This is a genomic window from Paenibacillus sp. FSL R5-0636 (assembly GCF_037974255.1).
Classification (GTDB): Bacteria; Bacillota; Bacilli; order Paenibacillales; family Paenibacillaceae; genus Paenibacillus_AQ; species Paenibacillus_AQ odorifer.
The window spans coordinates 1,392,346-1,417,717 of the sequence record NZ_CP150232.1 but is presented as its reverse complement, the minus strand read 5'-3'; the positions used below and the strand labels follow the sequence as shown (position 1 = coordinate 1,417,717).

Sequence of the window (25,372 nt, the reverse complement as noted above, 5' to 3'; positions counted from 1 at the left end):
GATTATTTAAACAACTACTTGGAGGCGACCATTGTGAAAAAAGAGTACGGTAATAGACAGGTTTATTTTGTCGGTGGCGGAATTGCATCCTTAGCGGGCGCTGCTTACCTGGTCAGAGACTGTGATTTTCCGGGACAAAACATTCACATTATTGAAGAGATGAAGATTCTTGGTGGTAGCAATGACGGCGCAGGTGACGCTGAACATGGTTACGTTGTCCGCGGCGGCCGTATGCTCAACGATGAAGCTTATGAGAATCTCTGGGAACTATTAACAACGATTCCTTCTGTCGACCGTCCGGGGTTGTCTGTGCGGGATGAAATTATTGCTTTTGATACCGCAAATCCAACACACTCAAACGCCAGACTTGTAAACAAAGACGGCAAAGTAGAAGATGTATTGTCCATGGGTTTTGATATGGCTGATCGTCTCGCTATGGGCAAGCTGATTATTACACCAGAAGATAAAATGGGTAAAGCGCGTATCAACGACTGGTTCGCCCCTCACTTTTTCACAACAAACTTCTGGTATATGTGGGCTACTACTTTTGCATTCCAACCTTGGCACAGCGCTGTAGAGTTTAAAAGATATATGCTTCGTTTCTTCCATGAATTCCCAAGAATTCAAACACTGGAAGGTGTAACTCGCACTCCTTATAACCAATATGATTCCATCATTCTGCCTTTGCACAAATATCTTGAACCATTCGGTGTCGATTTCACACTGAAATGTACAGTTACTGATCTGCAGTTCAAAAAAGGTGACGGAATTACCGTAACCCAAATGAATGTAGTGCGCGAAGGTGTCAAAGATGTGATTGATGTAAAAGAAGATGATCTCGTAATTATCACAAACGGTTCTATGACCGAAGGCTCCAGCCTTGGTTCTATGACTTCTGCTCCACGCCTTAACGGCAAGGGAAGCTCGTGGAAATTATGGGAAAACATCGCTTCCAAGAAACCAAGTCTTGGCAATCCTTCTTCGTTCGATGATCATGTAGACGGTTCGAAATGGGAGTCCTTTACTGTAACTTTCCATGACTCCAAATTCTTCGATCTAATGGAAAATTTCACACGTAACCGTGCCGGCACAGGCGCTTTGGTCACATTTAAGGATTCGAGCTGGTTTATGTCCGTTGTACTAGCTTACCAACCGCATTTCCGCAATCAGCCTGAGCATGTTAAAGTGTTCTGGGGTTACGGACTGTATCCAGACAAAGTTGGGGATTTCGTGAAAAAGAGAATGTGTGATTGTACCGGCGAAGAAATTATGCAAGAATTGATCGGTCATCTTCACTTTGAAGAACATAAGGACGAGATCATGGCTACCGCCAACTGTATTCCTTGCATGATGCCTTATATCACTTCTCAGTTTATGCCTAGACTCAATAGTGACCGACCAAAAGTTGTCCCTGAGGGTTCCACGAACCTGGCCTTTATTGGACAATTCTGTGAAATTCCAGATGACGTTGTATTCACTGAAGAATACTCCGTGAGAGCAGCGAGAATTGCGGTATATACTCTACTTGGTATTGAACGGCCTATTGAGCCAATCAACCAATATCAATACGATGTACGCACACTATTCTCAAGCTTTGTTACATCTTTCAGATAAAACCACAATCAGCGGCGAGCGCTTCCGGATATCGGGAGCGCTTGTTTTTGAGTGTGGGAAGCAACAAAAGAACAGTTTTATCAAAACAAAAAGAGCTGAGGGCTCCCTCAGCTCTTTTGTTTTACTCGAATCCAAACTTTAAATATTGCAAGATCCATCTGCGCAGCCATCATCGGTAGATACTTCAGAATTCCCCTTACCAACCACTTGCAACGTTGGTCCTGCTTGTTCCTCCGCCCACACAGTATCCAGTACCTCTGTAAATACAGGACCTGGTTGTGCACCAGATAAAGCATATTTATTGTTGAATACAAAGAAAGGTACACCGGTAATATTAAGACGGCTTCCTTCTTCAATATCGCCATTAACCTCATTCGCAAAAGCATCCGTTTCCAGCATTGCCGCAGCTTCTGCTTGATCCAGACCTACTTCAGCAGCGAGTGAAGCCAGTACACTGCGATCTCCAAGATTTAATGAATCCGTAAAGTAGGCGCGCAGCAGACGTTCGGACATTTCTGCACCTTTTCCCTTTGTGCTTGCAAAATGACTCAGTCGGTGACTGTCGAAAGTGTTGGTATGCTTTACTGTATCAAAATTAAATTCCAAACCCACATCTTTAGCTTGCTCCGCTAGTTGTGCGTTCATTGCTTTTGCTTTTTCGACGGTCATCCCGTATTTGGCAGCCAGCAGCTCATGAATACTCTTGTCTGTACTTACCTCTGCATGTGGATCCAGTTGAAAGCTACGGAATACTACCTCCACTTGATCACGGTTCGGGAATTGGCTTAGCGCATTCTCCAAACGTCTTTTGCCAATATAACAAAAAGGACATGCATAATCGGACCAGATATCTATTCTCACGAAAAAACCTCCTAATATTATTGATAATTTGTAGCTGTTATATAAGAGTAATAACTATATATACGTCGCTTACTATTATATAGTTAAAAACTCAAAATTACAAACTTAACTTTTATTAAAATAACATTTATAGATGTGAATGCTAAAGCAAAAAGTAAACGAAAGTGGTATATACGCTCCCCTTCAGGGCAGATAAAATGAAGTTACACCAGAAATTCCGAAGGGAGATCCCCATATGCATGATGTATCTATAGTGATACCTACCCGTAACCGTATAAACGACCTTACAGTGTGCATAGAGTCTATAAGCAAGCAGACACAGCTAAACAATGTCTCCATCGAGCTCTGGATTGTGGATGACGGTGAGATTCCTGAAGAAAGATTAACCTATTATCGTAACATAATGAACAAATTGCCACAGGCTGAGTTTCGATATCATCGTAAGACTAATCCGGGACTCTGGCTTTCCCGTTATGAGTCACTTGGACTAGTAAATGCTGAAATTGTGCTTCATTTAGACGATGATGCAGAATTAGATGATTCCTTATATATTCGACGATTACTTGATACTTATGCAGCGGACGATTCAATTGTCGGTGTAGGCGGTGTGGCAAAAGGAATGCGCAGCAGCAAACCGGGCCGGCTGTTTGGCATGCTGACCGGACAAATGTCTGGATCCCCGGGCAGATTATCCCCAAGCATGTTTGCAGGCTCCCTATTCCTCTGGGGAGAGAAGGAGCAGGTTTTTGAGACGGATTTTTTTCACGGCTGTAATATGTCATTCCGGCGCTCAGCATTACAAGATATGAAACCCTATCCCTGGATGACAAGTTACTCCATTGCCGAGGATATTTACTTGTCCCATTTGGCTAGCCGTTATGGCAAGCTTGTCATTAACCCAGCTATGAAAATCATTCATCATGAGTCGCCGGGTTCTCGGGATAAGGCGGGCGTTGTTGCAAGAGCCACTGCCATCAATCATTATTATCTGCTCAACTTACGTAAAGCACCTCCTATGAATTATGCCGCATTGATCTGGACGTTAACCTGTCTTACAGGTAAAGAAACTCTCAAACGAAATTTTAAAGCCGTTAGCGGTTATGCCAAAGGAATCCTTTTCGTAATGAATCCTCGTAAAAACAAATACCGTGAATACATGCTAGATTAGCTTAATAGCTACCTCTATATCCACAGCGTTGCTCCGAATCAGATTGCGGGGCTTTTTTTTCGTGCAGACGGAGTTGTACGTAAATACGCCATGAAATTAATTTCCATCAACTTCTGATCTAGGGTATGATAGTAATAATGTGTTTTAGAAACTAACTTTATGGATGGTGGAATATGTTCAAGAACAAAAAAACGACGTTGATCCTCGTTGTTATCGTCATCGTCGTCATAGCTGTCGGCGCTTGGCTAATTACTAAAAATAAGGATGACAAAGCGACGGAAACACCGGGTGGCGCAACAGCTTCAGGAAAAGGCGAAGCCAAGTCACTCTCACAGACCTTTTATATCTATGACACGGTCGTGAATATCAAAGTGTTCGGAGAAAATGTAGCCCAAAAAAATATGGATGATATCCAGCAAATGCTGGAGCGAATGGATATGGAGCTTAGCCGTACAAAAGAAGGCGGCGAGGTTTACGCAGTCAATCAAGCAGCAGGAAAAGAAGCGGTTGTCGTTTCGGACGAGACCTTAGATGTTGTAAAACAATCCGTGCAATATGCAAAAGAAATGGACGGGCTATTCGATCCCACGATTGGTCCGCTGATCGACCTCTGGAACATCGGTAGTGGCGGAGATAAAGTCCCTGATCCAGCAGCTATCGATGCAGCCAAGAGCCTAACCAATTACAGGGACGTTGAAATTGACGAAGCTGCTAAGACCGTGAAGCTACTGAAGGAAAATATGGTACTGGATCTTGGAGGTATCGGCAAAGGGTATGCTGCTGACCGTATCGCTGATTATTTAAAAGAGCAAGGCCTTAACAGTGCAATGATCAACCTCGGCGGCAGCAGTATTATTGCGTTAGGTACGAAACCAAACGGAACGGATTGGAATATTGGTCTGCAAGACCCTGACCAAAGCCGCGGCACACAACTAGGAACGATTAAAATCGCGGATGAGGTCATCGATGCTTCTGGTGTTTACGAACGTTATTTTATGCAAGACAATGTTCGTTATCACCATATTCTTGATCCACGCACAGGTTACCCTTCTCAGAACGGTCTCAAAAGCTTGACCATTATGAGCCCTAATGCAACAGATGCGGATGCTTTGTCCACTGGGGTGTTCTTGATGGGGATCGAAGAAGGTATGAAATATCTGGAGTCGTTACCTGAAGATGTAGAAGCTTTCTTTATTACCGATGACAACAAAATCTACGCCACACCAGGCATTAAAGAAAGAATGAATCTGACTGATCCTACGTACAGCTTCGCTGATTAAACGAAAAGAGCTTGCCCCCATAAGGCCGTTGTTGGCTTTGGGAGGCAAGCTCTTTTATTGTGGATAAAGGGGCTTTGGCGTGGCTGAGGGATATTCATTGCCCATTCATCGCCCAGCAGCCTGATAATTAGGGAATTCCTCCCTAAAATCAATAGATTTTTTCAATGTAAACCTTCGATTAGGGAAAACCTCCCTAAAAATCACCCGAATATGGCTATAACCATGTTTATTTAGGTTTTATTAGGGAGGAATTCCCCAATAACCTCAATTTCGCGCTCTAATCGGTTAATTTCAGGGAGTTTTTCCCTAATTAATTCCCGATCAAGATTTTTGCAGCACCAAAGGCAACTCGCTAAATTCCTTATAATTCGTGAAAATATAACTAGGCTTATGTTCCGTAGCCGGCTGTCTGCCTCTCGGATTATACCAGCAGACCTTCCAGCCAGCCGCAAGCGCTCCTACTACATCATTAGCCCAGGTATCGCCTATATAAAGTGAATGGTCTGGTGAAGTGCCAGACTGCTGATTTACATGCAAAAAGAGTTGCGGATCTGGTTTGGCCAGACCTACAGCGTCAGAAATAAAAATCATCTCCTCGGGGATCATCTGATCCAGACCTAATCCGCGAATCTTTTTCATTTGATGATCTTTGGGTCCATTCGTAATGATACCTACTTTATGACCAGCAGCAATGAACCTTTCCAATTGCTCCCGGACTCCATCTATCAATTGAATGGTGTACTGACGGCCAATGTATGCCGCTTGTACCGCCGTGGCTTGGTCACGATCAAGCTGTAAACCATACTCTGCAAAAGCAAGCTCCAATCGGCGTACCCTAGTCTCCTCCAGCGGAATTTCTCCACGTAAATACATAGGCCATAATACATCACTATGATGTCTTACTTTATAAAATAATTCTGCAAAGTCCAGACTGTTCTCATCCGGTCTAAGCACTTGACGCACCGCTTCTTTAAAAGGAACCAAATGATCATATAAAGTATCATCAAGGTCAAAAAAGATTGCCAGCTTATTACTTGTATCCACTTTAACGCCCCTTACTCATCTTTCTCTCTAGCTTTAGAAAAAAAGGTTATAGGTATAAAAATCATCATCCCGAATGTAGCCATGCGCTTCATATAAACGCTGTGCCCCCACATTCGCCGTCATTGTTGTCAGGGACAAGCCCTTCGTATTCGTAGCGAGCGCATGAGCTCTGGCACTTTCCAGCAGCTTGGAGCCGAGCCCATGTCCCCGCAGTTCTGTAGTTACATATAGATCATTCAATATCCAGAGACGTTCCATAGATACCGATGAAAAAGAGGGATAGAGCTGAGTGAAGCCCCACGCTCTTTTCTCCTCGCCTTCTCCCTCCACCGCAATAAAGATTACCGATTCGTTCAGCTTCAATCGATCTGATAAAAAAGCACGTGCACCATCCAGATCAGAGACTGCCCCATAAAATACCCGATACTCATCAAACAATGGGATAAGCCGTTCCAAATCATCATAGATCGCACGTTCAATACGATAGTTGTTCATCCTCAGCGCTCACTTTCCGGCTTGGGCCGTTTTAACGTTATTGTATATTTCAGCCGTACCGTGCACCATGGAGCGAACGCCAGATCATTTGGACAATTATTCTTATTCTTTGGAATCGTAGAACACATGCCGGGCACTGACTTTACCCTCTTCGATATCCAAAATTCCGAAGGAATACAGTTTCTCACGTCGTTTATCTGTTGGCGATCCTGGATTAAAGAGCAGAATCCCATTCTCTTCCCGCAATAAAGGCTGATGCGAATGACCAAAAAGAATACAATCCACCTTATCGTTCGCAAAAGCAAGCAGCGCATTCCCGTCCGTTCCTTTGCGGGAGTGTGGCGTATGCCCATGGACCATTCCGATCCGGACTCCCTCAAGCGTTAGCAGCTTGCGCTCCCCGAAACGCTCAATGATCTCTATTCCATCGTTATTTCCAGCAATCCCTTCCACTGGAGCTAATTCAGCCAACAAATCGTAGATTCCCATACTCACCCAATCTCCAAGATGCAGAATCAAGTCTACATTCCGGAATTCAGCAACAAGCGCTTTGGGCAGAGACTTAGCCATTCTTGTCATATGTGTATCTGATACCACGCCTACTTTCATATAACTCAGCTCCTAATCTATCATACTCATCTCATATTCAAATAATTGTACGATTTGCTTAAACGAGAAGCAAGTTCTGTGACTTCTCCCACACAGAAAAGCCGGGTACACCCCACTAACACAGGGCATATCCGACTGCCATTAAGTAATTACGAAGAAATCATTTACGCTTACTACCTTCTACAGTATTTAGCATCCCAACTCAGTTCTCTCTATCCTGCCAATTCCATAATCTTACTTCTTCAACATGAATATTACTGACCCATTTTTCTTCCTTTAACTTGAGCAACTCTTTAACCGGACCGGTTACGACAGCTCCATACAGCCTAACTCCGTTCTTCTCCAGATAGCTAATGGAGTCATCCAGATCAATAAACGGAATTACCTTGTTGGCGATCGATTTATGCTCCTGCATTAAGTGCAGTGTCTTAAGGAAGTTCGCATTACGCAGTTCACCATCCCCATATGAGTCAACAGATGGAGAAACACTCATGCGGCTAGTCACCCCTCCAAACCAACCCCACTTTTTCTTTGATTCTTGTGTCACCTTCATATCATCAGCATGCCAGATAGGCATACTTGGAAATCCTAAGGGATCATTTATTACTGGCTCTTGTGTCCTTGGACCTGTATCTGCTGCGAACCATAAAAGTTCAAGATTTTTATGCTGAAACTTCTTCAATAGCTCATCTGTCGTAAAAAATTGTTCAAAAGACAAATAGGCTTCTCCTACCGTACCTTCAGGGAGCTTCTCTAGTTTTTCCCACTCACTGCTGTCATCCATCCTATTTTCTGCAGACTGGTTCTCAATGGGATAGATAAAGTAATTACCTGTCCCACTGCGTTCATATGTCCATGAATAACTATAGATTCTAGGCCAGCCTAATAGAAACTTCATCGAATAATCTCCAACATTAATCCGCGCATCACCAATTTGTTTTATTATTTCACCCTGCAGATTCATACTAAAAAACGGTCCGGAATCACTACTCAAATGGACGATCGTATTCGGCTGTGAAACAGCAATTGCGGAAGAAACGACATCACGGTAAGTCTCTCCTCTTTCTCCAGTGCTATAAAATACCGCTGTGATGATACTGCTGACAATCAAAAAAATCAAAAACGCAGAAATCACCGTTAAAGTATTCGATATACGTGCTTTCCACTTGCCACGGCGGATGATCTTTTTTTCTTTGCCGGGTCTGTTTCTTTTACCCTTTCCGAATTTTATGCTCTTCTCCTCATCTGGAGCCGGCTTTTCTTCGCCCATGAGTTCATCCAGATAAGCCTGGTAAGCTTCCATCTTCTCTAACTCACGCTCAACCTCATCCCTATCCTCATCAGCAAGAGTGCCTTCGCCATACCTTCTTAACTTCTCCTTAAACTCTTCACTCATGTTCATTTCTCCTCCGCTCTGCCTCACGCAGCTTCTGTCTGGCCCGAAAGATCAATATCTTATATTGGGACAAGCCCACATCCATAATGTCCGATGCTTCCCGATAACTCAGCCCATGAAAATCATGCAGCAGCAGTGCATTTCTCTGATTGTCCGGTAGCTCACTTACCGCTATCCTCATCTCTTCCCAACGTTCCTGATGAAGCAGTGTGCTTTCTGTGGTATCTGGATGAGCAAGCTTTTTGAAATAATCCTCACTCTGAACTGTACTGCGGCCTTCCTTTCGCTTGTAATCTACGAAGGCGTTATAAGCGACACGGAACAGCCATGGTTTAATCTTCTCTTCTTTACAATTCTCCAAATGTAGATAAGCGCGATAAAAGGTTTCTTGCATCAAATCTTCAGCCGCATAATGATCACCACAAAGGGAGCGCAAATAGCGGTAAATATCCATCACATACATCTGATATATTTCATCCAATGAATTTCGCTTCATGCACTCCCCCCTTAACCTAACCACGTATCCCAGCCTGAAAAGTTACAGATAAATTTAGCAACTAGTATGAATATACCAGTAAATCTATGGAAAAAAGCGAAAAAAGCCTGCTGGCAAGGAGTATTACTCCCGCCAACAGGCTTTTTAATTCACCAAGTTACTCTGCTTACAGAACAACTTCAACTTCTTTGAGCATTTCGCTAACGGATATTAAACCGCCACCGGACAAATACCAGTAGTTAGGATCCAAGTAGATGATCTTACCGTTTTTAAAGGCATTTGTATTCTTCACTAGATCGTTTTCAACTGCTTTTTTAGCTGAACCGGATTCACCGCCATCACTCTTCACAACCGCATCTCTGTCTACTACAAACAGATAATCCGGGTTCTTATCCGCTACATATTCGTAAGATACGCTTTGTCCGTGAGTGGATACTTCAATTTTATCATCTGCCTGTGCAAATCCGAACACATCATGGATAATCCCAAAACGGGAACCTGCACCGTAAGCACTGATTTTTCCTTCATTCGCGAGAATAACAAGTGCTTTTTTGCCATCAGCTGTTGCCTTCGTATTCAAAGCTTTGATGGAATCATTGATAGTCGCAAGCTCAGTTTCTACTTCTGCTTCTTTTCCAAAAATTTGACCCAGCATTTTCACGTTATTCGTAAAAGATTCCATATAGTTTGCATTATCTACAGCCACATACAGAGTAGGTGCAATTTTGCTGAATTCTTCATAAGAATCCTGTTGTCTGCCGGAAATGATGATCAGGTCCGGAGAAAGACTGTTTATTTTTTCGAAGTCAGGCTCTTTCAAACCACCAACATTCTCATATTTAGCATCGTTATATTTAGAGAGATAAGCCGGTACATTACTTTGAGGCACTCCAGTCACCTCTACGCCCAGTTTATCCAGCGTATCCAGTGTACCGAAGTCAAAAACAACCACTTTTTGCGGATTGCTTTTGATAGTTGTTTCGCCAAGCGCATGCTTGAAAGTAAGCTCTGTCGGTGCTGTAGTTGCTTCCGTTGTTGGTGCAGTAGTAGCCTCCGAATTGCCTGCCGCTGCTGTGTTGTTATTTGAAGTTGCTGCATTATTGGAGCCGCAAGCCGCCAAGATTACCGCAAGAAATACTGTCATAATCAGTAAAGATAAGTTCTTCTTCAATGTATTCACCCCTAATTTTTATAGTGAAGCTATTTGAATTATTCGCGTATGCGTTAAGAAGCTGGCGCCTTTCACTTCTTACGTTACGTCATAATAATATCCGCATAGTAATAGTTACCTTTTAGAAATAGACACCGATTTTTCGGCCTCCTATAGTTTCAATAGGAATGTCCATGTCATATACCTCTTTAAGAACTGCAGAATCTATAATTTCATCCGCTGTACCCGAGGAAGCTACTCTTCCATTTTTAAGCGCAACAATGTAGTCAGAGTAACAAGAAGCAAAGTTAATATCGTGGATAACGAGCACAATCGTCTTCCCCTTCTCGTCCACCAAGCGGCGAAGCACCTTCATAATTTGGACGGAATGCTTCATATCAAGGTTGTTGAGCGGTTCGTCGAGCAGAATGTACTCTGTATCCTGAGCCATGACCATGGCAATATATGCCCGCTGGCGTTGCCCTCCACTGAGCTGATCAATATATTTATCCTGCATCTCTTGGAGATCCATGTAAGCAATCGCTTCGTCAACGAACGCCCGATCCTCCGGACTCAGCTTCCCCTGTGAATACGGGAATCTCCCAAAAGAAACGAGCTCCTTCACAGTGAGGCGTACGCTAATATGATTGGACTGCTTTAACACCGATATTTTACGAGCAAGCTCATTACTTTTGCAGGTACCGATTTCCTTACCTTCGATCAGCACCTCTCCCGCGTCTTTGGAGATAAGTCTGCTGATCATGGAGAGCAGTGTACTTTTACCCGCACCATTTGGTCCGATAAACGAGGTGATTGCGCCCTTTTTAATGGACAAGGACACATCATCAACGACGGTTACTCCGCCATAACGTTTGGTTAAATTTTTAACTTCTACCACGACTTATTCTCCTTTAACAGCAGATAGACGAAGTAGACGCCGCCTGCAAAATTGATAATCACACTAACCGTAGTATTGAATCCAAAAACACGTTCGACCAGGAACTGCCCGCCGACAAGCGCAACAATGCTCAGCAGAATCGTTCCAGGAATCAGATAGGCATGCTTATAGGTACGGAACAACTGGTGTCCTACATTAGCTACCAACAAACCTAAGAAAGTGATTGGCCCCACTAAAGCCGTCGAGATCGAAACGTAGATAGATACAATAACTAGCAGCCTTTTGACTACATAGTCATAATTGATCCCCAGATTAATGGCTTCGTCTTTTCCAAGCGAAATAACATCCAAATACTTAACAAATCGCAGGAAGTACAACGTAGTTAGCGTCAGAACAATGGTGGAAAGAATCAATAGGTCACTGCTGACATTGTTGAAGCTGGCGAACATTTTCCCCTGTAGAATCAGGAATTCGTTCGGATCAATAAGCACTTCCATAAAAGAAGACGCGCTCTGGAACATCGTCCCCATGATCAGCCCTACCAGCAGCAGGAAATAAATATTTTGTCCTTCCCTACGGAACATTAGCTTATACAATACGCCTGAAAACAGGACCATGAGGCACGCAGAGAACAAGAAGTTGATGTTTTTATTCATAAAGGTCATATTCGATGAACCTAAGGCATAAACACCGAACGTCTGGATTAACATGTACAGGGAATCGAGCCCGAGAATACTTGGTGTCAAAATACGATTGTTCGTGATGCTCTGAAAAACTACGGTAGAGACAGCTATCACAGCTCCGGTAATCAGAATGGCCGCCAGCTTTCTTCCCCGGCTGGGCAGAACGTAGTCCCAATTTCCCAAAGCATGATACGTCATAAACAAGACGATGAGAGCGACAGCACTTATTGATAATATAGTTAGTTTTGTCTTCATCTCTAGTTCGCCTTTCTTCTCATCAGCAAGTAGATAAACAGACCACTACCGATGACGCCTACCGTGAGACTGATTGATATTTCATATGGATAGATAATGAGCCTGCCCAGAATATCGCAGAACAGGAGGAACACCGCTCCGAGAATGGCTGTATGCGCCAGACTTTTTTTGAGGTTATCCCCTATGTACAACGTTACAATGTTAGGTACTACTAGACCCAGAAATGGAATCGTACCTACGGTTAAAATGACAACAGAAGAGATTAACGCTACAATTACCAATCCCACGTTGACCACCGCTTTGTAGTTCATGCCAAGATTAACGGAGAAATCCTCGCCCATACCGGCTACCGTAAATTTATTAGCGAAGAGGTACGCCAGAATGACAAGTGGAATGCTGATATAAATTAATTCGTATTGGCCTTTGATAATCGTCGAGAAATCCCCAAGCATCCAAGATGAAATATTCTGAATCAAATCATTTTTATACGCAAAAAATGTTGTAATCGAGCCTACAATGTTGCCGAACATGAGTCCGACCAGCGGGATAAAAATACTATCCTTGAACTTGATCCGATCCAGGATTCTCATAAAAATAAAGGTGCCCAATAGCGCAAAAACAAAAGCAACAAGCAATTTCTGCATTGGCGTTGCGCCTGTGAATAACATGAGGGATACGAGAATACCAAATTTTGCGGAATCCATCGTCCCTGCCGTAGTCGGTGAGACGAATTTATTGCGTGACAGCTGTTGCATAATTAATCCGGCAATACTCATGCTGACTCCAGCGATAATCAATGCGGCTAACCGGGGAATCCGGCTTACCAGCAAGGTCTGTGCTTGAGATTCCGTAAGATGAAAGAGATCTAATGGGGATATATCTTTAACGCCTATAAACAAAGATATAAATGAAAATACTATTAGAAGTAGGGACAAATATTTTAGTTTCATGAGTTGTTCCTTATCTGTTTAATAGTTTACAAATGCGATTTTATGATAATGATTTTCATTCGCAATGTTTTAAATTATACCTAAGCCCACTTTGAGGGTCAACCCTTTCATATACTTAAATTTAAAATAATTAAGACTTAGGCTTATCTGCTTAAGTTACATAAAAAAAGACACCCTAACGGGTGCCTCTTTAATCTCTGCCATATTTTTAGCGAGAAGCCATAGGATTTATTTAAATTTCTTCCAATCCTGATTACTGTTCTCCAGCAGATGTGCAAAATCATTATCCAACCGCTTCTGCTCAGCCTTGCGCTGATCTTCCACTGCCTTACGGGCAGCTTCTTTACGGTCATTTTCCTCCGCTTTCAACGCATCAGATTGCGCCTTCAGCTTTCCTAGAACATCACTGCTTAGCAGGTCTTTTAACGTAGCAGGGCCATCATTCGTAGCGGCTCTTGGTGTGGTAGGCATTTTCTTTTTTTTAGCCACTGTCCATCATCCTTTCTAGTACTGAATTAAATTGGAATTTGTTTAAGTTATTGGTCTTTTCGTTTATAATGTTTACTAAGAGGTGAGCCCTATGAAGTCCAATGATTTATGTCCCCGGCTACAAAAAAGTATGGATATTATCGGCAGGCGTTGGACTGGTTTAATTATCTACCAGCTCCTTCAAGGACCCCAACGTTTCAATGTAATTGAAGCGGCATTGCCCATCAGTGGAAGACTGCTTTCCGAACGGCTCAAAGAGCTGGAACAGGAAGGGATCGTTCTTCGAAAAGTGTTCCCAGAGACCCCCGTGCGAATCCAATATTCTTTGACGGATAAAGGTCTTGCCCTGGAATCAGTCATCCGAGACTTACAGAGTTGGTCCAAAGAATGGGTCGATTGCGACACCGATAACCTAAATCCAACTCTCAAAATGTAAGCGTTTTATCTGGTGTTTTAGACTTTAAGGCCTACAATGACTAAATCGCGCTCTATACCGTCAAGTTCAGCCACACCCGGCAGCATTCCCCACTCTTTAAAACCAAATTTTTTCAGCAAACCAAGGCTTGGAACATTATGTCCAAACACAAAGCCGACTAGATTCTTAATTCCGAGACTAGGAGCTTTCTCAATGGCCTCTGTCAGAAGAATTCTGCCAGCACCACCACCACGGAACTTTTCATTCACGTATACGCTGATTTCTGCTGTTACATTATACGCTGGACGACCATAGAAGGATTGAAAACTGAACCATGCTGCAATTTCATCTCCTTGCTTCAGTACCCATAAGGGACGGTGATGGCTGTTATGCTCAAGAAACCATTTCTCCCGGTCTGCAACAGTAATGGGTTCCAGATCTGCAGTTACCATCCTCCCAGCAATCGTTGAGTTATAAATATCTACAATAGCTGCTAAGTCTGCAGATGTCGCATCTTCAATTCTGCTGTTCTCCCAATTCATCCCTTAATTCCTCCAAATGTGTTAATTAACTCAGGCCGACCTGCTCCTGGCTCCATTGCCACAGCCGTTCGGCCTCTATTGTATTCTGCGCTCTGGGAGACAGTTGTTTAATCTTTCTTCGATAATAATATTGACCGGTTACCTCTCCAAGATCAGGATCTGTAGCCAAATAAATCGCTGTATCGGCGCCTTGTTCAGGTGTTAAGAAAAAGTATGAGAGTAACTTAAGTACCGACTTGCCGAAGCCTGTCTGCCGGTTTACACCTATATTCGTCCCCACTGCACCTGGATGCAAGCAATTCACCGTCACCCTTGTTCCGTGAAGACGCGAAGCCAGCTCCCGCGTGAACAGAATATTGGCTAGCTTGGATCGGGCATAGGCTTTTGCAGGATTAAAACGGCGAGCCAGGGTTGGATCTTCATAATGGAGCGCACCTATTTTGTAAGCACCGGAGGCAACCACAATGATACGGCCTTGCTCTGCTGCCTGCAACGACTTAAGTAACAGATTTGTAAGTAGAAAATGCCCCAAATGATTTACGCCAAGATCCATCTCAAAGCCGTCCTTCGTAAGCTGACGCTTAATCGTGACTACCCCGGCGTTATTGATAAGTATGTCTAGCATCGGATATTTCATAGTAAATTCCTCAGCAAAGCTGCGAATGCTCTCAAGTGAAGCCAGATCACACAACATGAGCTCGATATCCTCGGAGTGGCTCTTTTGTTTGGCGGCAGCAAGTGCTTCTTCTCCCCGCTGGCGATTACGGCAAACCATAATGACTTTGGCTCCCTTGCGAGCCAGTTCAACTGTTGTAGCCAGCCCCATACCGGAATTCGCTCCGGTAACAAGTGCGATTGTTCCTCTCATTCCAAGAATCACTCCTCTCTCAACAACCGTACCCGAATAAGCTTTAGCCTAACCTTAGGAGAAGTATATTTAAAGATATGTTACACCAACTAGTAGGGTTAAGAAAAGCTTCATGTCATGATTAGCCAACGATAGTTATAGTTCGTCAGGTGCGTCTGGTCTATTTTTGATCTATAATAGGAATATTGCAGTTCTAATCGTGAAGTTGAAAGGGGAACACCAACTATGAATAATGCTCTGACAAGCCTAGAGCAGCAAATGGCGGGCGAAGGCCTGGATGCCCTGCTCGTAACAGATCCCAAGCATGTCTACTACTTAACCGGCTTCGCCAGCGATCCGCATGAACGTTTTCTGGGTCTGCTGCTGATACGCGGAGAAGAGCCTATGCTCATTCTGCCTGCATTGGATGCAGAAGCGGCTCAAGCGGCTTCTTCGGTCACCAAAATCCTAACTCACAGTGACACTGATAATCCCTATAACCTGCTAAAAGATTGTTTCGGCAGCAGCAAGCTTGGAACTCTTGGCATAGAGAAGGAACATTTCTCAGTAGCCCGTTTTGAACACCTAACCGCTGCTGTTCCAGCTGAACGGTTTAGTGATATTGGTCCATTGCTGCGCAGCATGCGCTCCAAAAAGACCCCGGATGAAGTTAAGCGCATGAAACATGCCGCTGAGCTAGTTGAGGAAGCCTTGCGCCGCGTTCTTACCCACGTAAAAACAGGTGTTACAGAAAACGATCTAGTAGCGGAGCTAGAATATCTAATGAAAAAGGTTGGCGCTTCCGGTCCTTCCTTCGACACTATGGTGCTTTCTGGTCCGAAAACTGCCCTACCTCACGGTGTTCCTGGCAACCGGGTCATTCAGCCAGGCGATTTCCTGATGTTTGATATCGGGGTGTATGCCGATGGTTATGCTTCTGATATTACACGTACCTTTGCAATTGAATCCGTGGACGACAAGCTAATCACTATTTATAACACTGTGCTGGCTGCCAACGAAGCTGGGATCGCTGCCTCCAATCCTGGAGCACCTTTCGGCTCAGTCGACAAAGCTGCACGTGATGTAATTGAGGAAGCTGGATTCGGGGAATATTTCTTGCACCGTGTCGGACACGGACTGGGTATGGATGTTCATGAATATCCATCACTTCACGGACAGAACGATGACATTATCGAGATCGGCAATGTGTTCACCGTTGAGCCAGGAATTTATGTGCCTGGACTAGCGGGTGTGCGTATCGAAGATGATCTGATTATTACAGCTGAAGGCGCAGAGACCTTAACAAGCTTCCCTAAGGAACTGACTATTCTTCATTTGTAGAAAAGAATTACAAGCCACGGTCAAAAACACAGAGCAGCGATTCCTCCAATAATGAGAGAATCGCCGCTCTGTGTTTTTTTAAATTCAAACCTGTGTTCCCCACATCCCGCGAACCAACTTAGCCTCTTTCACCATCCTGCCGATCAGCTCCGCGACTGTAGGAATATCTTGGATCATTCCTGTCACTTGACCTGCCCAGCCGATGCCCTCTTCTTTGATATCATCATAGATCCAGCGCTTGTTGGCTGCACCACTGATATATTCTTTTAATGCTTCATAGGTCGGTGTCACGCGCTCGATTTCAAGAATTTGATCAATGTAGTCACTACGCAACACTCGTGCGGGTGCTCCAATAGAACGTTTGATTACAACCGTATCCGACTCTGAGCTTTCTACTAAAGCTTTTTTATAAGAAACAGCCGCGTGCACACATTCCACTGTAGCAACGAAACGAGTGCCCATTTCGATTCCCTCAGCCCCAAGCGCATGAGCAGCCATCCATCCACGGCCATCTCCGATCCCTCCTGAAGCAATCACAGGGATATTAACCGCATCGACCACTTGAGGAACGAGCACCATGGTTCCAACATCGTCACGCCCTAAGTGACCCCCGCCCTCTTGCCCAACAACAATAACCGCAGAAGCGCCTAATTGTTCGGCCTTTTGGGCTTGTCTGCGTGAGGAGACGAGCACGAGCGTTTTAATATCGGTGGGCAGTAACATTTCCAGTATAGGGGCTGGATTCCCTCCAGTGAGGCTCACCACGGGAACCTGCTCGTCGATGGCGACCTGCACCCGGTCTTCATAACCAATCCCATGCATGCCGATAGCAAAATTAACACCAAATGGCTTGTCTGTTAGTGTTCGTACCCGCCGTATTTCTGCACGTAAGGCCTCAGCATCCGGAAGACTCATTGCTGTGACCTGACCCAGTCCACCGCTATTTGAAACCGCAGCCGCGAGGTCTGCATAACCTAAATAAGCAAGTCCTCCTTGAATAATAGGATATTCTATGTACAATAACTCCGTAATACGGGTGTTCCATTTCATCTTCATCTACACCTTTCCTATCTTTAAGCAAAGCAGAATCACGGCAAATAAAAGGGCAACTCCCCCTGCCAGATAATCTATCTGCTGAAATTGCAGTCTTTTAAAAGAAGTCCTTCCTTTACCATTACCATAAGCACGCGCATCAATTGCATAGCTCAGCTGTTCAGCACGTTGAATCGTTGTGAAGAGCAGAGGAATAATGATCGGAATGTACGCGTATATCCGTTTAGGCAGTGACAATACTGTAAGATCATAACCTCTAGCCTTTTGTGCGAGAAGGATACGATCAAGCTCCTCCTTGAGGGTAGGGATAAAACGGATCGCAATCACTATCATTAAAGAGAACTGTTCTACGGGTACCCCCAATTTGGATAGAGGGGCAAGCAGCTTTTCCAGACCATAAGCTAAGTCCAGCGGCTTAGTAGTTAAGGTTAGAACTGAGGCTAACAAGATGAGCAATATAATACGCCATACAAAACGTAATCCTGTTCGCAGTCCCTCTTCAGTCACCTCGATAAAAAACCATGACCAGAGAACCGTCCCTTTGGTGAACACGGCATTGTAAACAAAAGTAAACAATAAAATAAATAATACCGGCCGCAGCCCTCGCCAAAAAAAATGCACAGGAACTTTCGACAGTAACAACATTCCCAGTACAAAAAAGGTTGCAACAACATAACTAATCCCCGTTCCAAGCATCATAAAGCTAAGCATGAGTATCACGATACTTACAAGCTTTGTACGAGGATCTAAACGATGAAAAATCGAATGTGTCTCCACATATTGACCGACTAATACGGAATCAGCCATGCCCTTGCCCCCTCGAATGCCAAATCGGCAAAATCGCTTCGAGGATATCCTGCTCTTTACAGCTGGCAACTTCAATCTTCTGGTCAGATAATTCCTCCATTAGCTTCAAGAGCTGTACGGGTTCAGGCAAGGATAGTCCAAGTTCCAGCAGTAATTCTTCCTTTTCCAGAAACAATGTTCTGATATCATGATGCCCTTTTAACTGACCTTCATGAAAAACAATGACCTCATCCGAGTATTCGGCAACATCATCCATCTGATGCGAAACGAAGAGGATCGTGTGATTGTCTTGTTGCTGCCATTCCTTTAGTAGCTTCAGCAAAGACACTTGGCTAGCAGGATCGAGACCCGCTGTCGGTTCATCCAAAATCAGCAGCTTCGGATTTGTCATCAGTACAGAGGCAATAGCTACACGGCGCTTTTCACCACCGCTTAACTGGAATGGATTTAAGGGGAGAATTCCCTCAGGCAAACCCACTTGTGGCAAAATCGTTTCAATCGCCTCTGTAATTTGCTGACGTGAAGCGCCCTGTTGATTCAGAGCAAAAGCAAGCTCCTTATACACCGTTGTTTCGAATAGCTGATGCTCAGGATATTGAAAAACGAAACCCAACTCAGGGACAACCTTTAAGCGCCCTTTGGCATCTCTGCTGGCAGGCTGCTGATTAATCCAATAGTCTCCTTTTACGGTGGGAATCAAGCCCTTCAGCACTTTGACAAAGGTAGACTTTCCTGCGCCTGTTGGACCGATAATAGAAATCCATTTGCCCTCAGGAATAGTGCAGTTTATATTGTGCAAAGCCACATGATCGGCATAGTTCACACTTAGATTTTTTAATTGGTAGACCATTGTGATCGAATTATCCCCTTCCAATCGGCTGTTAGCGGTGCTGCTGAATGGAGCAATGTATGTACACGCACTGCGAAGGGCAGATGTAATTGATAGTCCGCAACAGGCATGGTTTCAAAAAAAGTCAGTGGATCGCCGTCAAACTCAAGTCGTCCTTGGTGCAGGAGCAATACGCGTTCTGCTGCAAGCACTTCCTCCATATGGTGGGTGATATGAATAAGGGTCAGGCCTTGACGATGCAGCTCTTGCATGATGGAAAGAACCTGCTGTCTTCCCTGAGGATCAAGCATTGAGGTAGCCTCGTCAAAAATAATGACTTGCGGGCGCATCGCCAATATAGCTGCGATAGCGACACGTTGCTTTTGACCTCCAGATAGCTGATGTGGCATAGCCTCCAGATAATCCTCCATTTGAACGGCCTGCAAGGCATGATCCAATCGGCTGCGCATTTCCTCCCTCGGCACACGGATATTCTCCAAACCAAAAAGCACCTCATCCATAACGGTTGTGGTGATAAACTGATCCTCTGGATTCTGAAAAACAAAACCGATTTGCTGATGGATCTCCGCAAGATCCGTTGGTTTTGCCGTGTCCAAGCTCTTAAATTGTACAGCCCCTTTTCGTGGCAGCAGCAGTCCGTCCATGAGCTTTGCAATAGTGGATTTGCCAGAACCATTCGCGCCAACTATCGCCACAAACTCCCCTGCTTCTATCGTAAAGCTAATATCCTCCAGGAGAGGTTGTCCCTTTTTATAATAAAAACAAACTTGATCGAAGGTAAGCATTTATTCACTCCCCTTTTGAAGGTGCCAAGCAGCAAAAAATGCCTCAATGCTGTTCTCGGAAAATGCAGGTGCAGGCTTCTCCCATTTTGTCACTTTTGATCCATTCACAGCAAAGATTTCACCGGTTAAATCCGCGTCGGACTCATTCAATAATGCAGTCACGAAGGAAGCAATAGCCTCCGGGTCACCTATTCTCCAAAAGTCAGGCAAAGGTTCATTCCGACTGGCATGTTTTTCCTTCAAATGGTCAATTATAGGTCTGGTCATATCCGTTAATGCCGCTGGAGAAATCGCATTGACCCTAATCTGGTCACGTTTCAGCTCTGCTGCAAGCGTCCACATTATGCCCAGTATTCCAGCCTTGGCTGCACTGTAATTCACCTGACCCACGGAACCTGCTAGTCCAGCAGCAGAGGTCATCAACAGGATATCCCCACCTGTTTCACGCATATGTGGTAATACTCGTTGAATGCAGTAATAAGTGCCATTTAAATGCACATCCAGAACAGTCTTCCACTGTTCATCCGTCATACGTTGACATTTCTGATCCTGCACAATTCCCGCGTTAGCTATCAACACCTCGATACGACCGTATCGGGCAATGACCTCATCTACCATGGCAGTGACTGCGACTGGATCGGCTACATTAGCAGCGTACCCTAGCGCCTCTCCGCCTGCCTGGCGGATCACGCGCACAACCTCATCGATTAAGACTTGTTTCGTACCATTTACAACCACTATATAACCTGACTTACCAAGCTGCATGGCGATACTACGTCCGATCCCTCTTGTTGCTCCAGTAATTAAGGCTACTCTATTCATCACTACACCTCTTTCACTGCAAAAGCTCCCGCAGCAATAACATCGCCAGCTTCTGTTGTAAGGATCACTTTCACAAAGCAGTCGTCAGCTGCAAAATCAAAAATCACGACACTATCGACCTCTATAGGCTTATGAAATTTCATATCATATTGAGTGATCCACTGTGTAGGGTGCTCAGCAATGTACAAGGATTGGGCTAATCCCATAAGATACATCCCATGTGCGATGGGTCGCTTCAAGCCAGCCTTAGCTGCGGCCTCTGCATCTAGATGTATAGGCGCCAAATCTTGGGAAGCAGCTGCATATTGCCGGATAGCCTCAGCAGTTATGCACTTTTTTATCATGATCATCACCTACCCGAATTAACACTGTTTCTGCGGTGACTATAAGCTCACCCTCACACCTACAAACCAGCGTATGTGTGTAAAAAGTCAGTTTACCCTGTCTTCCTTCTTTTTGCACCTCGCCCGTTAACGCTAATTCACAATCCAAAATCATCCCCGCCGTAATCGGCGCCCGATATGAAAATTTCTGAGTGCCGTGAAGCAAGGGTTCACCGATGATTAACCAAGGAATATCGAAGTCTTGCCAGAAAATAATAGGCATCGTCGCAGGAGCGATCAGCTTTCCATTTATCGTCTGCAAGGGTGCTTCAATACTCTGTGCGTAGTCCGAAATCCATTCAGCAGTCATATGGATCTGATGTCGGACACTGTTCATTCTATAACCTCCACGAGTGTTGCCAGACCTATCCCACCGCCGATTCCCAGAGTAGCAAGCCCTCGTTGGTAAGGGGCATTTTGCATTTCAGCACATAAGCGAGTCATTAAAATAGCCCCGGAAGCTCCGTATGGATGGCCTATTGCTAATGCCCCCCCGCCAAGATTGACCTTTTCCTGTGGAATTTGAAGCTCGTTCAGTGATGCCAATACTTGTGAAGCAAAAGCTTCGTTAAACTCTACAATATCTAAATCGGCAACGGTAAGCTTTTGGCGTTTTAACACCTTTTGCACAGCTGGTACAGGCCCCATACCTAAATAGTTCGGATCTACACCCGCAGCTTGCGCATCCACGACCCGCAAAATAGGGGTAAGCTTAAGCTGCTGGCATTTCTCACGAGACATCATCAATAGAAGCGCTGCGCCATCATTAATAGGACAGGCATTTCCAGCAGTGACGGTACCCTTTTCTTCTAAAATTGGCGGCAGCTTTTGCAGCTTGTCCAGACTCGTATTTGCCCGAGGACATTCGTCGGTGTTCACCCACTGCCCCTCTACCTGAAGAGGTACTATCTCCTGCTGAAACCGGTCACTTTGCTGAGCATGAACCGCCTTTTGATGGCTTTTCAAGGCATATTGATCCTGCTCTTCTCGAGAAATCCCGTATTTCCGAGCTACATTCTCTGCAGCAATTCCCATATCCGGATCACCGTAAGAGCTAGGCGTAAAATGTGCACGGGTATATAGCTGCGGAACCCCCATTAAGGTCTGTGGTTTAGCCATTTTCCATGGAGCACGGCTCGTACTTTCGACACCACCCGCTAAATAAATCTCACCAGCGCCGCTTTGAATCAGTCTTGCTGCTATATTAATTGCCTCTAGCCCAGATCCGCACTGACGATCCACGGTGACGCCCGGAACCGAAACAGGCAGCCCCGCTTCAAGCGCAGCTACCCGGGCAATATTACCTCCTGGGCCCACAACATTCCCAATAATGACATCATCGATCAGTTCTTTAGGCAAGTTCGTTTCGGCTACAATATGCTGAATAAGCGGCGCCAGTAATGCTTCCGGCTCAAGTGTACTTAATAAGCCACCCATTCTGCCAATCGGTGTACGTTTTGCCATGACAATTACTGCTTCTATCATACCATCGCTCTTTTCACATAGTCTTTCATCGCTTGCCGGGCAATTTTGCCGCTGCTTGTATAGATAAATTCATCCAGGGTTAACAGCTGCTTCGGCGCTTTGTAGCTTGCTAAATACTGGCGGCAATAATTCTTAATTTCGTCGACAGATAAGTGCTGTTCTCCGCTCCACTTCACGAGGGCTATCAGCTGTTCTCCCCAGTAATCGTCAGGCACGCCAAGCACCATCACTTCATCTATTTCCGGAAGAAACTCCAGCACCCTCTCTATTTCTTCTGGATAAACGTTCAGGCCTCCGGATATGATTTTATTCTTCAAACGTCCCGCCATATATAAATAACCAGCTTCATCCTGATAAACATAGTCTTCTAAAATAAGCCATCCCTCTCTAAAAGCTGCTGCTGTCTCATTCGGCAATTGATGGTAGCCTAAAAATATCATATCACTACGCACATATAGCTGCCCAATCTCCCCAGTAGGGACTTCCCGGAACTGTTCATCACGAATGGAAATTTGCACCCCGGGATAAGGTTTGCCTATAGAGGTCGGATTATGCTCGGTCAGAACATTCAAATAACTAATATAACTCGCTTCTGAAGAACCGTAGGATTCATAAAGGCGCGCTCCACCAAACACTTCCATGCCCCTTTTCTTGGACAACTCCGACCACTTTGCACCTGAGCTAATAATCGCATCAATCTGTATCTGCCCAGGTACAGCCTGCAACATCATGGATTCGATCATTGTTGGTACGACGAACAGCACCACACCCGGAATTTGCTGGCACAGCTCTAACAACTTCGTGGCACTAAATTTTTGTGTGATATGAAAGGTTGCTCCACAATATAGACTCTGCATTACGGCGAATAAGGATAGGGAATGCACAAATGGACCTGGTGCCAAAACATCCTTCATAGCGTCCAATTCAAAAGCAATATTCGAGACCTCAAAGCTTTTTAACCATGATAAATGGGTACGCATATAACCTTTGGGCAACCCGGTTGTGCCTGAAGTAAAGCCAATAAATAATAATTCATTCGTCTCATCCAACTCAGCCTCCGGCTTCAGGGCAGCCAGCCACTGATCATAGGAACTTGTTCGTTCATTTGAGAAGGTCAGTGTTGGGATCGCTTGATCCTTGAGGACCAGATTCTTTGCGGCTTCCGGCTCGGCAAAAATCATTGTCGGCTGGCACTGTTCTATAATAACCTGCAGTTCATTAGCACTCCATTTGGGATCTAAGGGAATGGGAACACAGCCCGCATAAATCGCCCCCAAGAAAACCTCAACAAATTCAATACAATTCGTAGATAAAATCGCGATTTTGTCATGCCTCAGACCCTTTTGCTGTAGGCCATTCGCGATTCTCCGCATCGTTTCTACTAATGTTGTATAGGTATGACTTGCTAGGTCATGGGTTAAGGCAATGTTGTCAGGCTGCTGTGCTGCATGACGCAGTATAGGAACTACTAGATTCATCCTTGATCACACCTGTTCGTAATTTCTGTGACTACCAATTATATACATTTTCTTCAATCGGACTGCCCCGCAAGTCCAGCCCAGACTAAAGTATATGTGTTAAGCGCCATCGCAGGCGCTCCTGTTAGACTAACCCGCTAGAATTGCTATGATAGCTTATTTTAGCTTTATATTATTTTTATGTACACATTTTCATGTAACTATTAAGTCCATCTTACAACTAAAAAATAGCCAGCACGCATCGATTATGATCGGTACGCGCTGGCTGTATTGTTGTTTAGTCCTTCTTTTGAACGGTTGATGGTGTACCCTCTTCAGCAAAAGTAAAGGTTCGGGCGATATATAAGATAGGTGTGCTTACTGCGGTTAGTAAGAACTTCGCTAGATAAGTTGTAAGCAAAATTTCAAGCCATACATTCCAGTCATACAAGCCCGCAAACGCAATGGTGCAGAAGATAAGTGTATCCACAAAGGAGCTAATCATCGTACTGCCGTTGGAACGAATCCACAGCTGACTTGAGGTGCTGTAATATTTACGAATCCAAGAGTACAACCGAACATCTAGGAACTGACTAATGAAGTAAGCAGTAAGACTACCCAAAGCTAGTCGAGGCATCAGCCCAAAAATCGTCTCCAAAGAAGACTGAGCGATATCGGTCTCCTGTGGCTTAAATACTAGTACCATCTGCATAATGACTGTAGTCATAAGCAAGGTGAAGAAACCAAACCAGACCGCTTTACGTGCTTCCGCTCTTCCATACTTCTCATTAAGCAAATCGCTGGTCATATACAAAGTGACATACATCGTATTTCCGAGTGTCATCACAATATCAAATGGCATAGCAATCGTCTTAGCTACCTGAATGTTAGCAATTACAGTAGCAATACCTACCCAGGCATACATTCCACTTTTCCCGAACAGGCGGTAACAGAGTAGAAAAAAGGCAAAATTGACAATAACAAATAAAACTCCCCACAACAAATTAAACATATTACTGAAACTCCTCCTAGTTTTGTTTACGCGGGATGGTTACGAACCGCGGCTTACATTATTAAATTTTTGGAACAAAACATTAATACTCTATCACAATAGCGCTTAACAATCCATAAAAATAATATTTTTATATGAAATTGGTAGTTCCAGTTCTTTTTTTTCGACAATTATCTAAAATAGTC

28 protein-coding genes and 1 riboswitch are annotated in these 25,372 nt (G+C 44.4%); of the genes, 5 read left to right on the top strand and 23 right to left on the bottom strand.

Translation table 11 applies throughout. From position 1 onward, the window contains the following. The first annotated feature begins 33 nt into the window (after nucleotides 1-33). Nucleotides 34-1,614, top strand: a complete 1,581-nt coding sequence (locus MKX34_RS06230; protein WP_076128088.1) for an oleate hydratase — start codon at nucleotides 34-36, stop codon at nucleotides 1,612-1,614. A gap of 138 nt (nucleotides 1,615-1,752) precedes the next feature. Here MKX34_RS06230 and MKX34_RS06225 read toward each other — a convergent pair whose 3' ends face one another. After that, on the bottom strand, nucleotides 1,753-2,475 hold the full coding sequence (locus MKX34_RS06225; RefSeq protein ID WP_036681863.1) for a DsbA family oxidoreductase: 723 nt from the start codon (nucleotides 2,473-2,475) through the stop codon (nucleotides 1,753-1,755). A gap of 235 nt (nucleotides 2,476-2,710) precedes the next feature. On the opposite strand from MKX34_RS06225, the gene MKX34_RS06220 reads away from it, so the two are divergent. Both MKX34_RS06220 and MKX34_RS06215 read left to right on the top strand, forming a co-directional pair. Further along, entirely contained in the window at nucleotides 2,711-3,643 is a 933-nt protein-coding gene (locus MKX34_RS06220; protein ID WP_076297148.1) for a glycosyltransferase family 2 protein, read from the top strand. A 173-nt stretch (nucleotides 3,644-3,816) separates the two neighbouring features. After that, a complete protein-coding gene (locus MKX34_RS06215; RefSeq protein WP_036681858.1) occupies nucleotides 3,817-4,923 on the top strand; it encodes an FAD:protein FMN transferase in 1,107 nt (368 codons plus the stop codon). A 321-nt stretch (nucleotides 4,924-5,244) separates the two neighbouring features. On the opposite strand, the gene MKX34_RS06210 is transcribed toward MKX34_RS06215, so the two are convergent. The 10 genes from MKX34_RS06210 to MKX34_RS06165 all read right to left on the bottom strand — a co-directional run bounded on the left by MKX34_RS06210 (nucleotide 5,245) and on the right by MKX34_RS06165 (nucleotide 13,388). Then, complete coding sequence (locus MKX34_RS06210; RefSeq protein WP_076297147.1) at nucleotides 5,245-5,967, bottom strand: HAD family hydrolase; 723 nt, start codon at nucleotides 5,965-5,967, stop codon at nucleotides 5,245-5,247. A 33-nt stretch (nucleotides 5,968-6,000) separates the two neighbouring features. Continuing rightward, nucleotides 6,001-6,462 carry a GNAT family N-acetyltransferase gene (locus MKX34_RS06205; protein WP_076297146.1) on the bottom strand — a complete coding sequence of 154 codons (462 nt, stop codon included), beginning with the start codon at nucleotides 6,460-6,462 and terminating at the stop codon, nucleotides 6,001-6,003. A gap of 102 nt (nucleotides 6,463-6,564) precedes the next feature. Next, complete coding sequence (locus tag MKX34_RS06200; protein WP_036681852.1) at nucleotides 6,565-7,071, bottom strand: metallophosphoesterase; 507 nt, start codon at nucleotides 7,069-7,071, stop codon at nucleotides 6,565-6,567. A gap of 202 nt (nucleotides 7,072-7,273) precedes the next feature. Beyond that, nucleotides 7,274-8,467, bottom strand: coding sequence for an anti-sigma factor (locus MKX34_RS06195; protein WP_076297145.1), 1,194 nt, complete (start codon nucleotides 8,465-8,467; stop codon nucleotides 7,274-7,276). Further along, nucleotides 8,460-8,963, bottom strand: coding sequence for a sigma-70 family RNA polymerase sigma factor (locus MKX34_RS06190; protein ID WP_038569189.1), 504 nt, complete (start codon nucleotides 8,961-8,963; stop codon nucleotides 8,460-8,462). Before MKX34_RS06190 ends, MKX34_RS06195 begins: the two co-directional genes overlap by 8 nt. A gap of 166 nt (nucleotides 8,964-9,129) precedes the next feature. Further along, entirely contained in the window at nucleotides 9,130-10,134 is a 1,005-nt protein-coding gene (locus MKX34_RS06185; RefSeq protein ID WP_303396593.1) for a siderophore ABC transporter substrate-binding protein, read from the bottom strand. A 121-nt stretch (nucleotides 10,135-10,255) separates the two neighbouring features. Beyond that, a complete protein-coding gene (locus MKX34_RS06180; RefSeq protein ID WP_036681845.1) occupies nucleotides 10,256-11,011 on the bottom strand; it encodes an ABC transporter ATP-binding protein in 756 nt (251 codons plus the stop codon). Then, entirely contained in the window at nucleotides 11,005-11,949 is a 945-nt protein-coding gene (locus MKX34_RS06175) for an iron chelate uptake ABC transporter family permease subunit (protein ID WP_036681842.1), read from the bottom strand. Before MKX34_RS06175 ends, MKX34_RS06180 begins: the two co-directional genes overlap by 7 nt. A 2-nt stretch (nucleotides 11,950-11,951) precedes the next feature. Beyond that, complete coding sequence (locus tag MKX34_RS06170; RefSeq protein ID WP_036681839.1) at nucleotides 11,952-12,899, bottom strand: ABC transporter permease; 948 nt, start codon at nucleotides 12,897-12,899, stop codon at nucleotides 11,952-11,954. A gap of 228 nt (nucleotides 12,900-13,127) precedes the next feature. Further along, on the bottom strand, nucleotides 13,128-13,388 hold the full coding sequence (locus MKX34_RS06165; RefSeq protein ID WP_076297144.1) for a YqkE family protein: 261 nt from the start codon (nucleotides 13,386-13,388) through the stop codon (nucleotides 13,128-13,130). A gap of 91 nt (nucleotides 13,389-13,479) precedes the next feature. On the opposite strand from MKX34_RS06165, the gene MKX34_RS06160 reads away from it, so the two are divergent. Then, complete coding sequence (locus MKX34_RS06160) at nucleotides 13,480-13,824, top strand: helix-turn-helix domain-containing protein (RefSeq protein WP_076297143.1); 345 nt, start codon at nucleotides 13,480-13,482, stop codon at nucleotides 13,822-13,824. Between the two features lie 17 nt (nucleotides 13,825-13,841). Here the strand turns inward: MKX34_RS06160 and MKX34_RS06155 are convergent, their stop codons facing one another. Further along, nucleotides 13,842-14,345, bottom strand: a complete 504-nt coding sequence (locus tag MKX34_RS06155) for a GNAT family N-acetyltransferase (RefSeq protein ID WP_076297142.1) — start codon at nucleotides 14,343-14,345, stop codon at nucleotides 13,842-13,844. A 25-nt stretch (nucleotides 14,346-14,370) separates the two neighbouring features. Further along, entirely contained in the window at nucleotides 14,371-15,213 is an 843-nt protein-coding gene (locus MKX34_RS06150) for an SDR family oxidoreductase (protein ID WP_076297141.1), read from the bottom strand. 225 nt (nucleotides 15,214-15,438) lie between these two features. Here MKX34_RS06150 and MKX34_RS06145 point away from each other — a divergent pair, with 225 nt between their 5' ends. After that, nucleotides 15,439-16,533, top strand: a complete 1,095-nt coding sequence (locus MKX34_RS06145) for a Xaa-Pro peptidase family protein (RefSeq protein WP_036681827.1) — start codon at nucleotides 15,439-15,441, stop codon at nucleotides 16,531-16,533. Between the two features lie 84 nt (nucleotides 16,534-16,617). On the opposite strand, the gene MKX34_RS06140 is transcribed toward MKX34_RS06145, so the two are convergent. From MKX34_RS06140 to MKX34_RS06095, 10 genes are all read right to left on the bottom strand, one after another. After that, a complete protein-coding gene (locus tag MKX34_RS06140) occupies nucleotides 16,618-17,583 on the bottom strand; it encodes a nitronate monooxygenase family protein (RefSeq protein ID WP_076297150.1) in 966 nt (321 codons plus the stop codon). A gap of 6 nt (nucleotides 17,584-17,589) precedes the next feature. Then, nucleotides 17,590-18,393, bottom strand: a complete 804-nt coding sequence (locus MKX34_RS06135) for an energy-coupling factor transporter transmembrane component T (RefSeq protein WP_076099020.1) — start codon at nucleotides 18,391-18,393, stop codon at nucleotides 17,590-17,592. Continuing rightward, on the bottom strand, nucleotides 18,386-19,243 hold the full coding sequence (locus MKX34_RS06130) for an ATP-binding cassette domain-containing protein (RefSeq protein ID WP_076099021.1): 858 nt from the start codon (nucleotides 19,241-19,243) through the stop codon (nucleotides 18,386-18,388). Before MKX34_RS06130 ends, MKX34_RS06135 begins: the two co-directional genes overlap by 8 nt. Next, the gene (locus MKX34_RS06125) at nucleotides 19,228-20,028 is read right to left on the bottom strand and encodes an energy-coupling factor transporter ATPase (RefSeq protein WP_036681818.1); all 801 of its coding nucleotides are present in this window, start codon (nucleotides 20,026-20,028) and stop codon (nucleotides 19,228-19,230) included. Before MKX34_RS06125 ends, MKX34_RS06130 begins: the two co-directional genes overlap by 16 nt. Then, a complete protein-coding gene (locus MKX34_RS06120; protein ID WP_081384006.1) occupies nucleotides 20,029-20,850 on the bottom strand; it encodes an SDR family NAD(P)-dependent oxidoreductase in 822 nt (273 codons plus the stop codon). Nucleotides 20,851-20,852: 2 nt separating this feature from the next. After that, entirely contained in the window at nucleotides 20,853-21,194 is a 342-nt protein-coding gene (locus MKX34_RS06115) for a MaoC family dehydratase (protein WP_076297139.1), read from the bottom strand. Continuing rightward, on the bottom strand, nucleotides 21,169-21,570 hold the full coding sequence (locus MKX34_RS06110; RefSeq protein WP_076297138.1) for a MaoC family dehydratase N-terminal domain-containing protein: 402 nt from the start codon (nucleotides 21,568-21,570) through the stop codon (nucleotides 21,169-21,171). Before MKX34_RS06110 ends, MKX34_RS06115 begins: the two co-directional genes overlap by 26 nt. Next, complete coding sequence (locus MKX34_RS06105; RefSeq protein ID WP_076297137.1) at nucleotides 21,567-22,718, bottom strand: thiolase family protein; 1,152 nt, start codon at nucleotides 22,716-22,718, stop codon at nucleotides 21,567-21,569. Before MKX34_RS06105 ends, MKX34_RS06110 begins: the two co-directional genes overlap by 4 nt. Next, a complete protein-coding gene (locus tag MKX34_RS06100; protein WP_076297136.1) occupies nucleotides 22,715-24,196 on the bottom strand; it encodes an AMP-binding protein in 1,482 nt (493 codons plus the stop codon). The genes MKX34_RS06105 and MKX34_RS06100 overlap by 4 nt, the downstream gene beginning before the upstream one ends. Before the next feature lie 277 nt (nucleotides 24,197-24,473). Beyond that, the gene (locus tag MKX34_RS06095; protein ID WP_076272031.1) at nucleotides 24,474-25,187 is read right to left on the bottom strand and encodes a queuosine precursor transporter; all 714 of its coding nucleotides are present in this window, start codon (nucleotides 25,185-25,187) and stop codon (nucleotides 24,474-24,476) included. Between the two features lie 10 nt (nucleotides 25,188-25,197). Continuing rightward, a riboswitch (PreQ1 riboswitch) is annotated at nucleotides 25,198-25,243 on the bottom strand. Nucleotides 25,244-25,372: the final 129 nt, after the last annotated feature.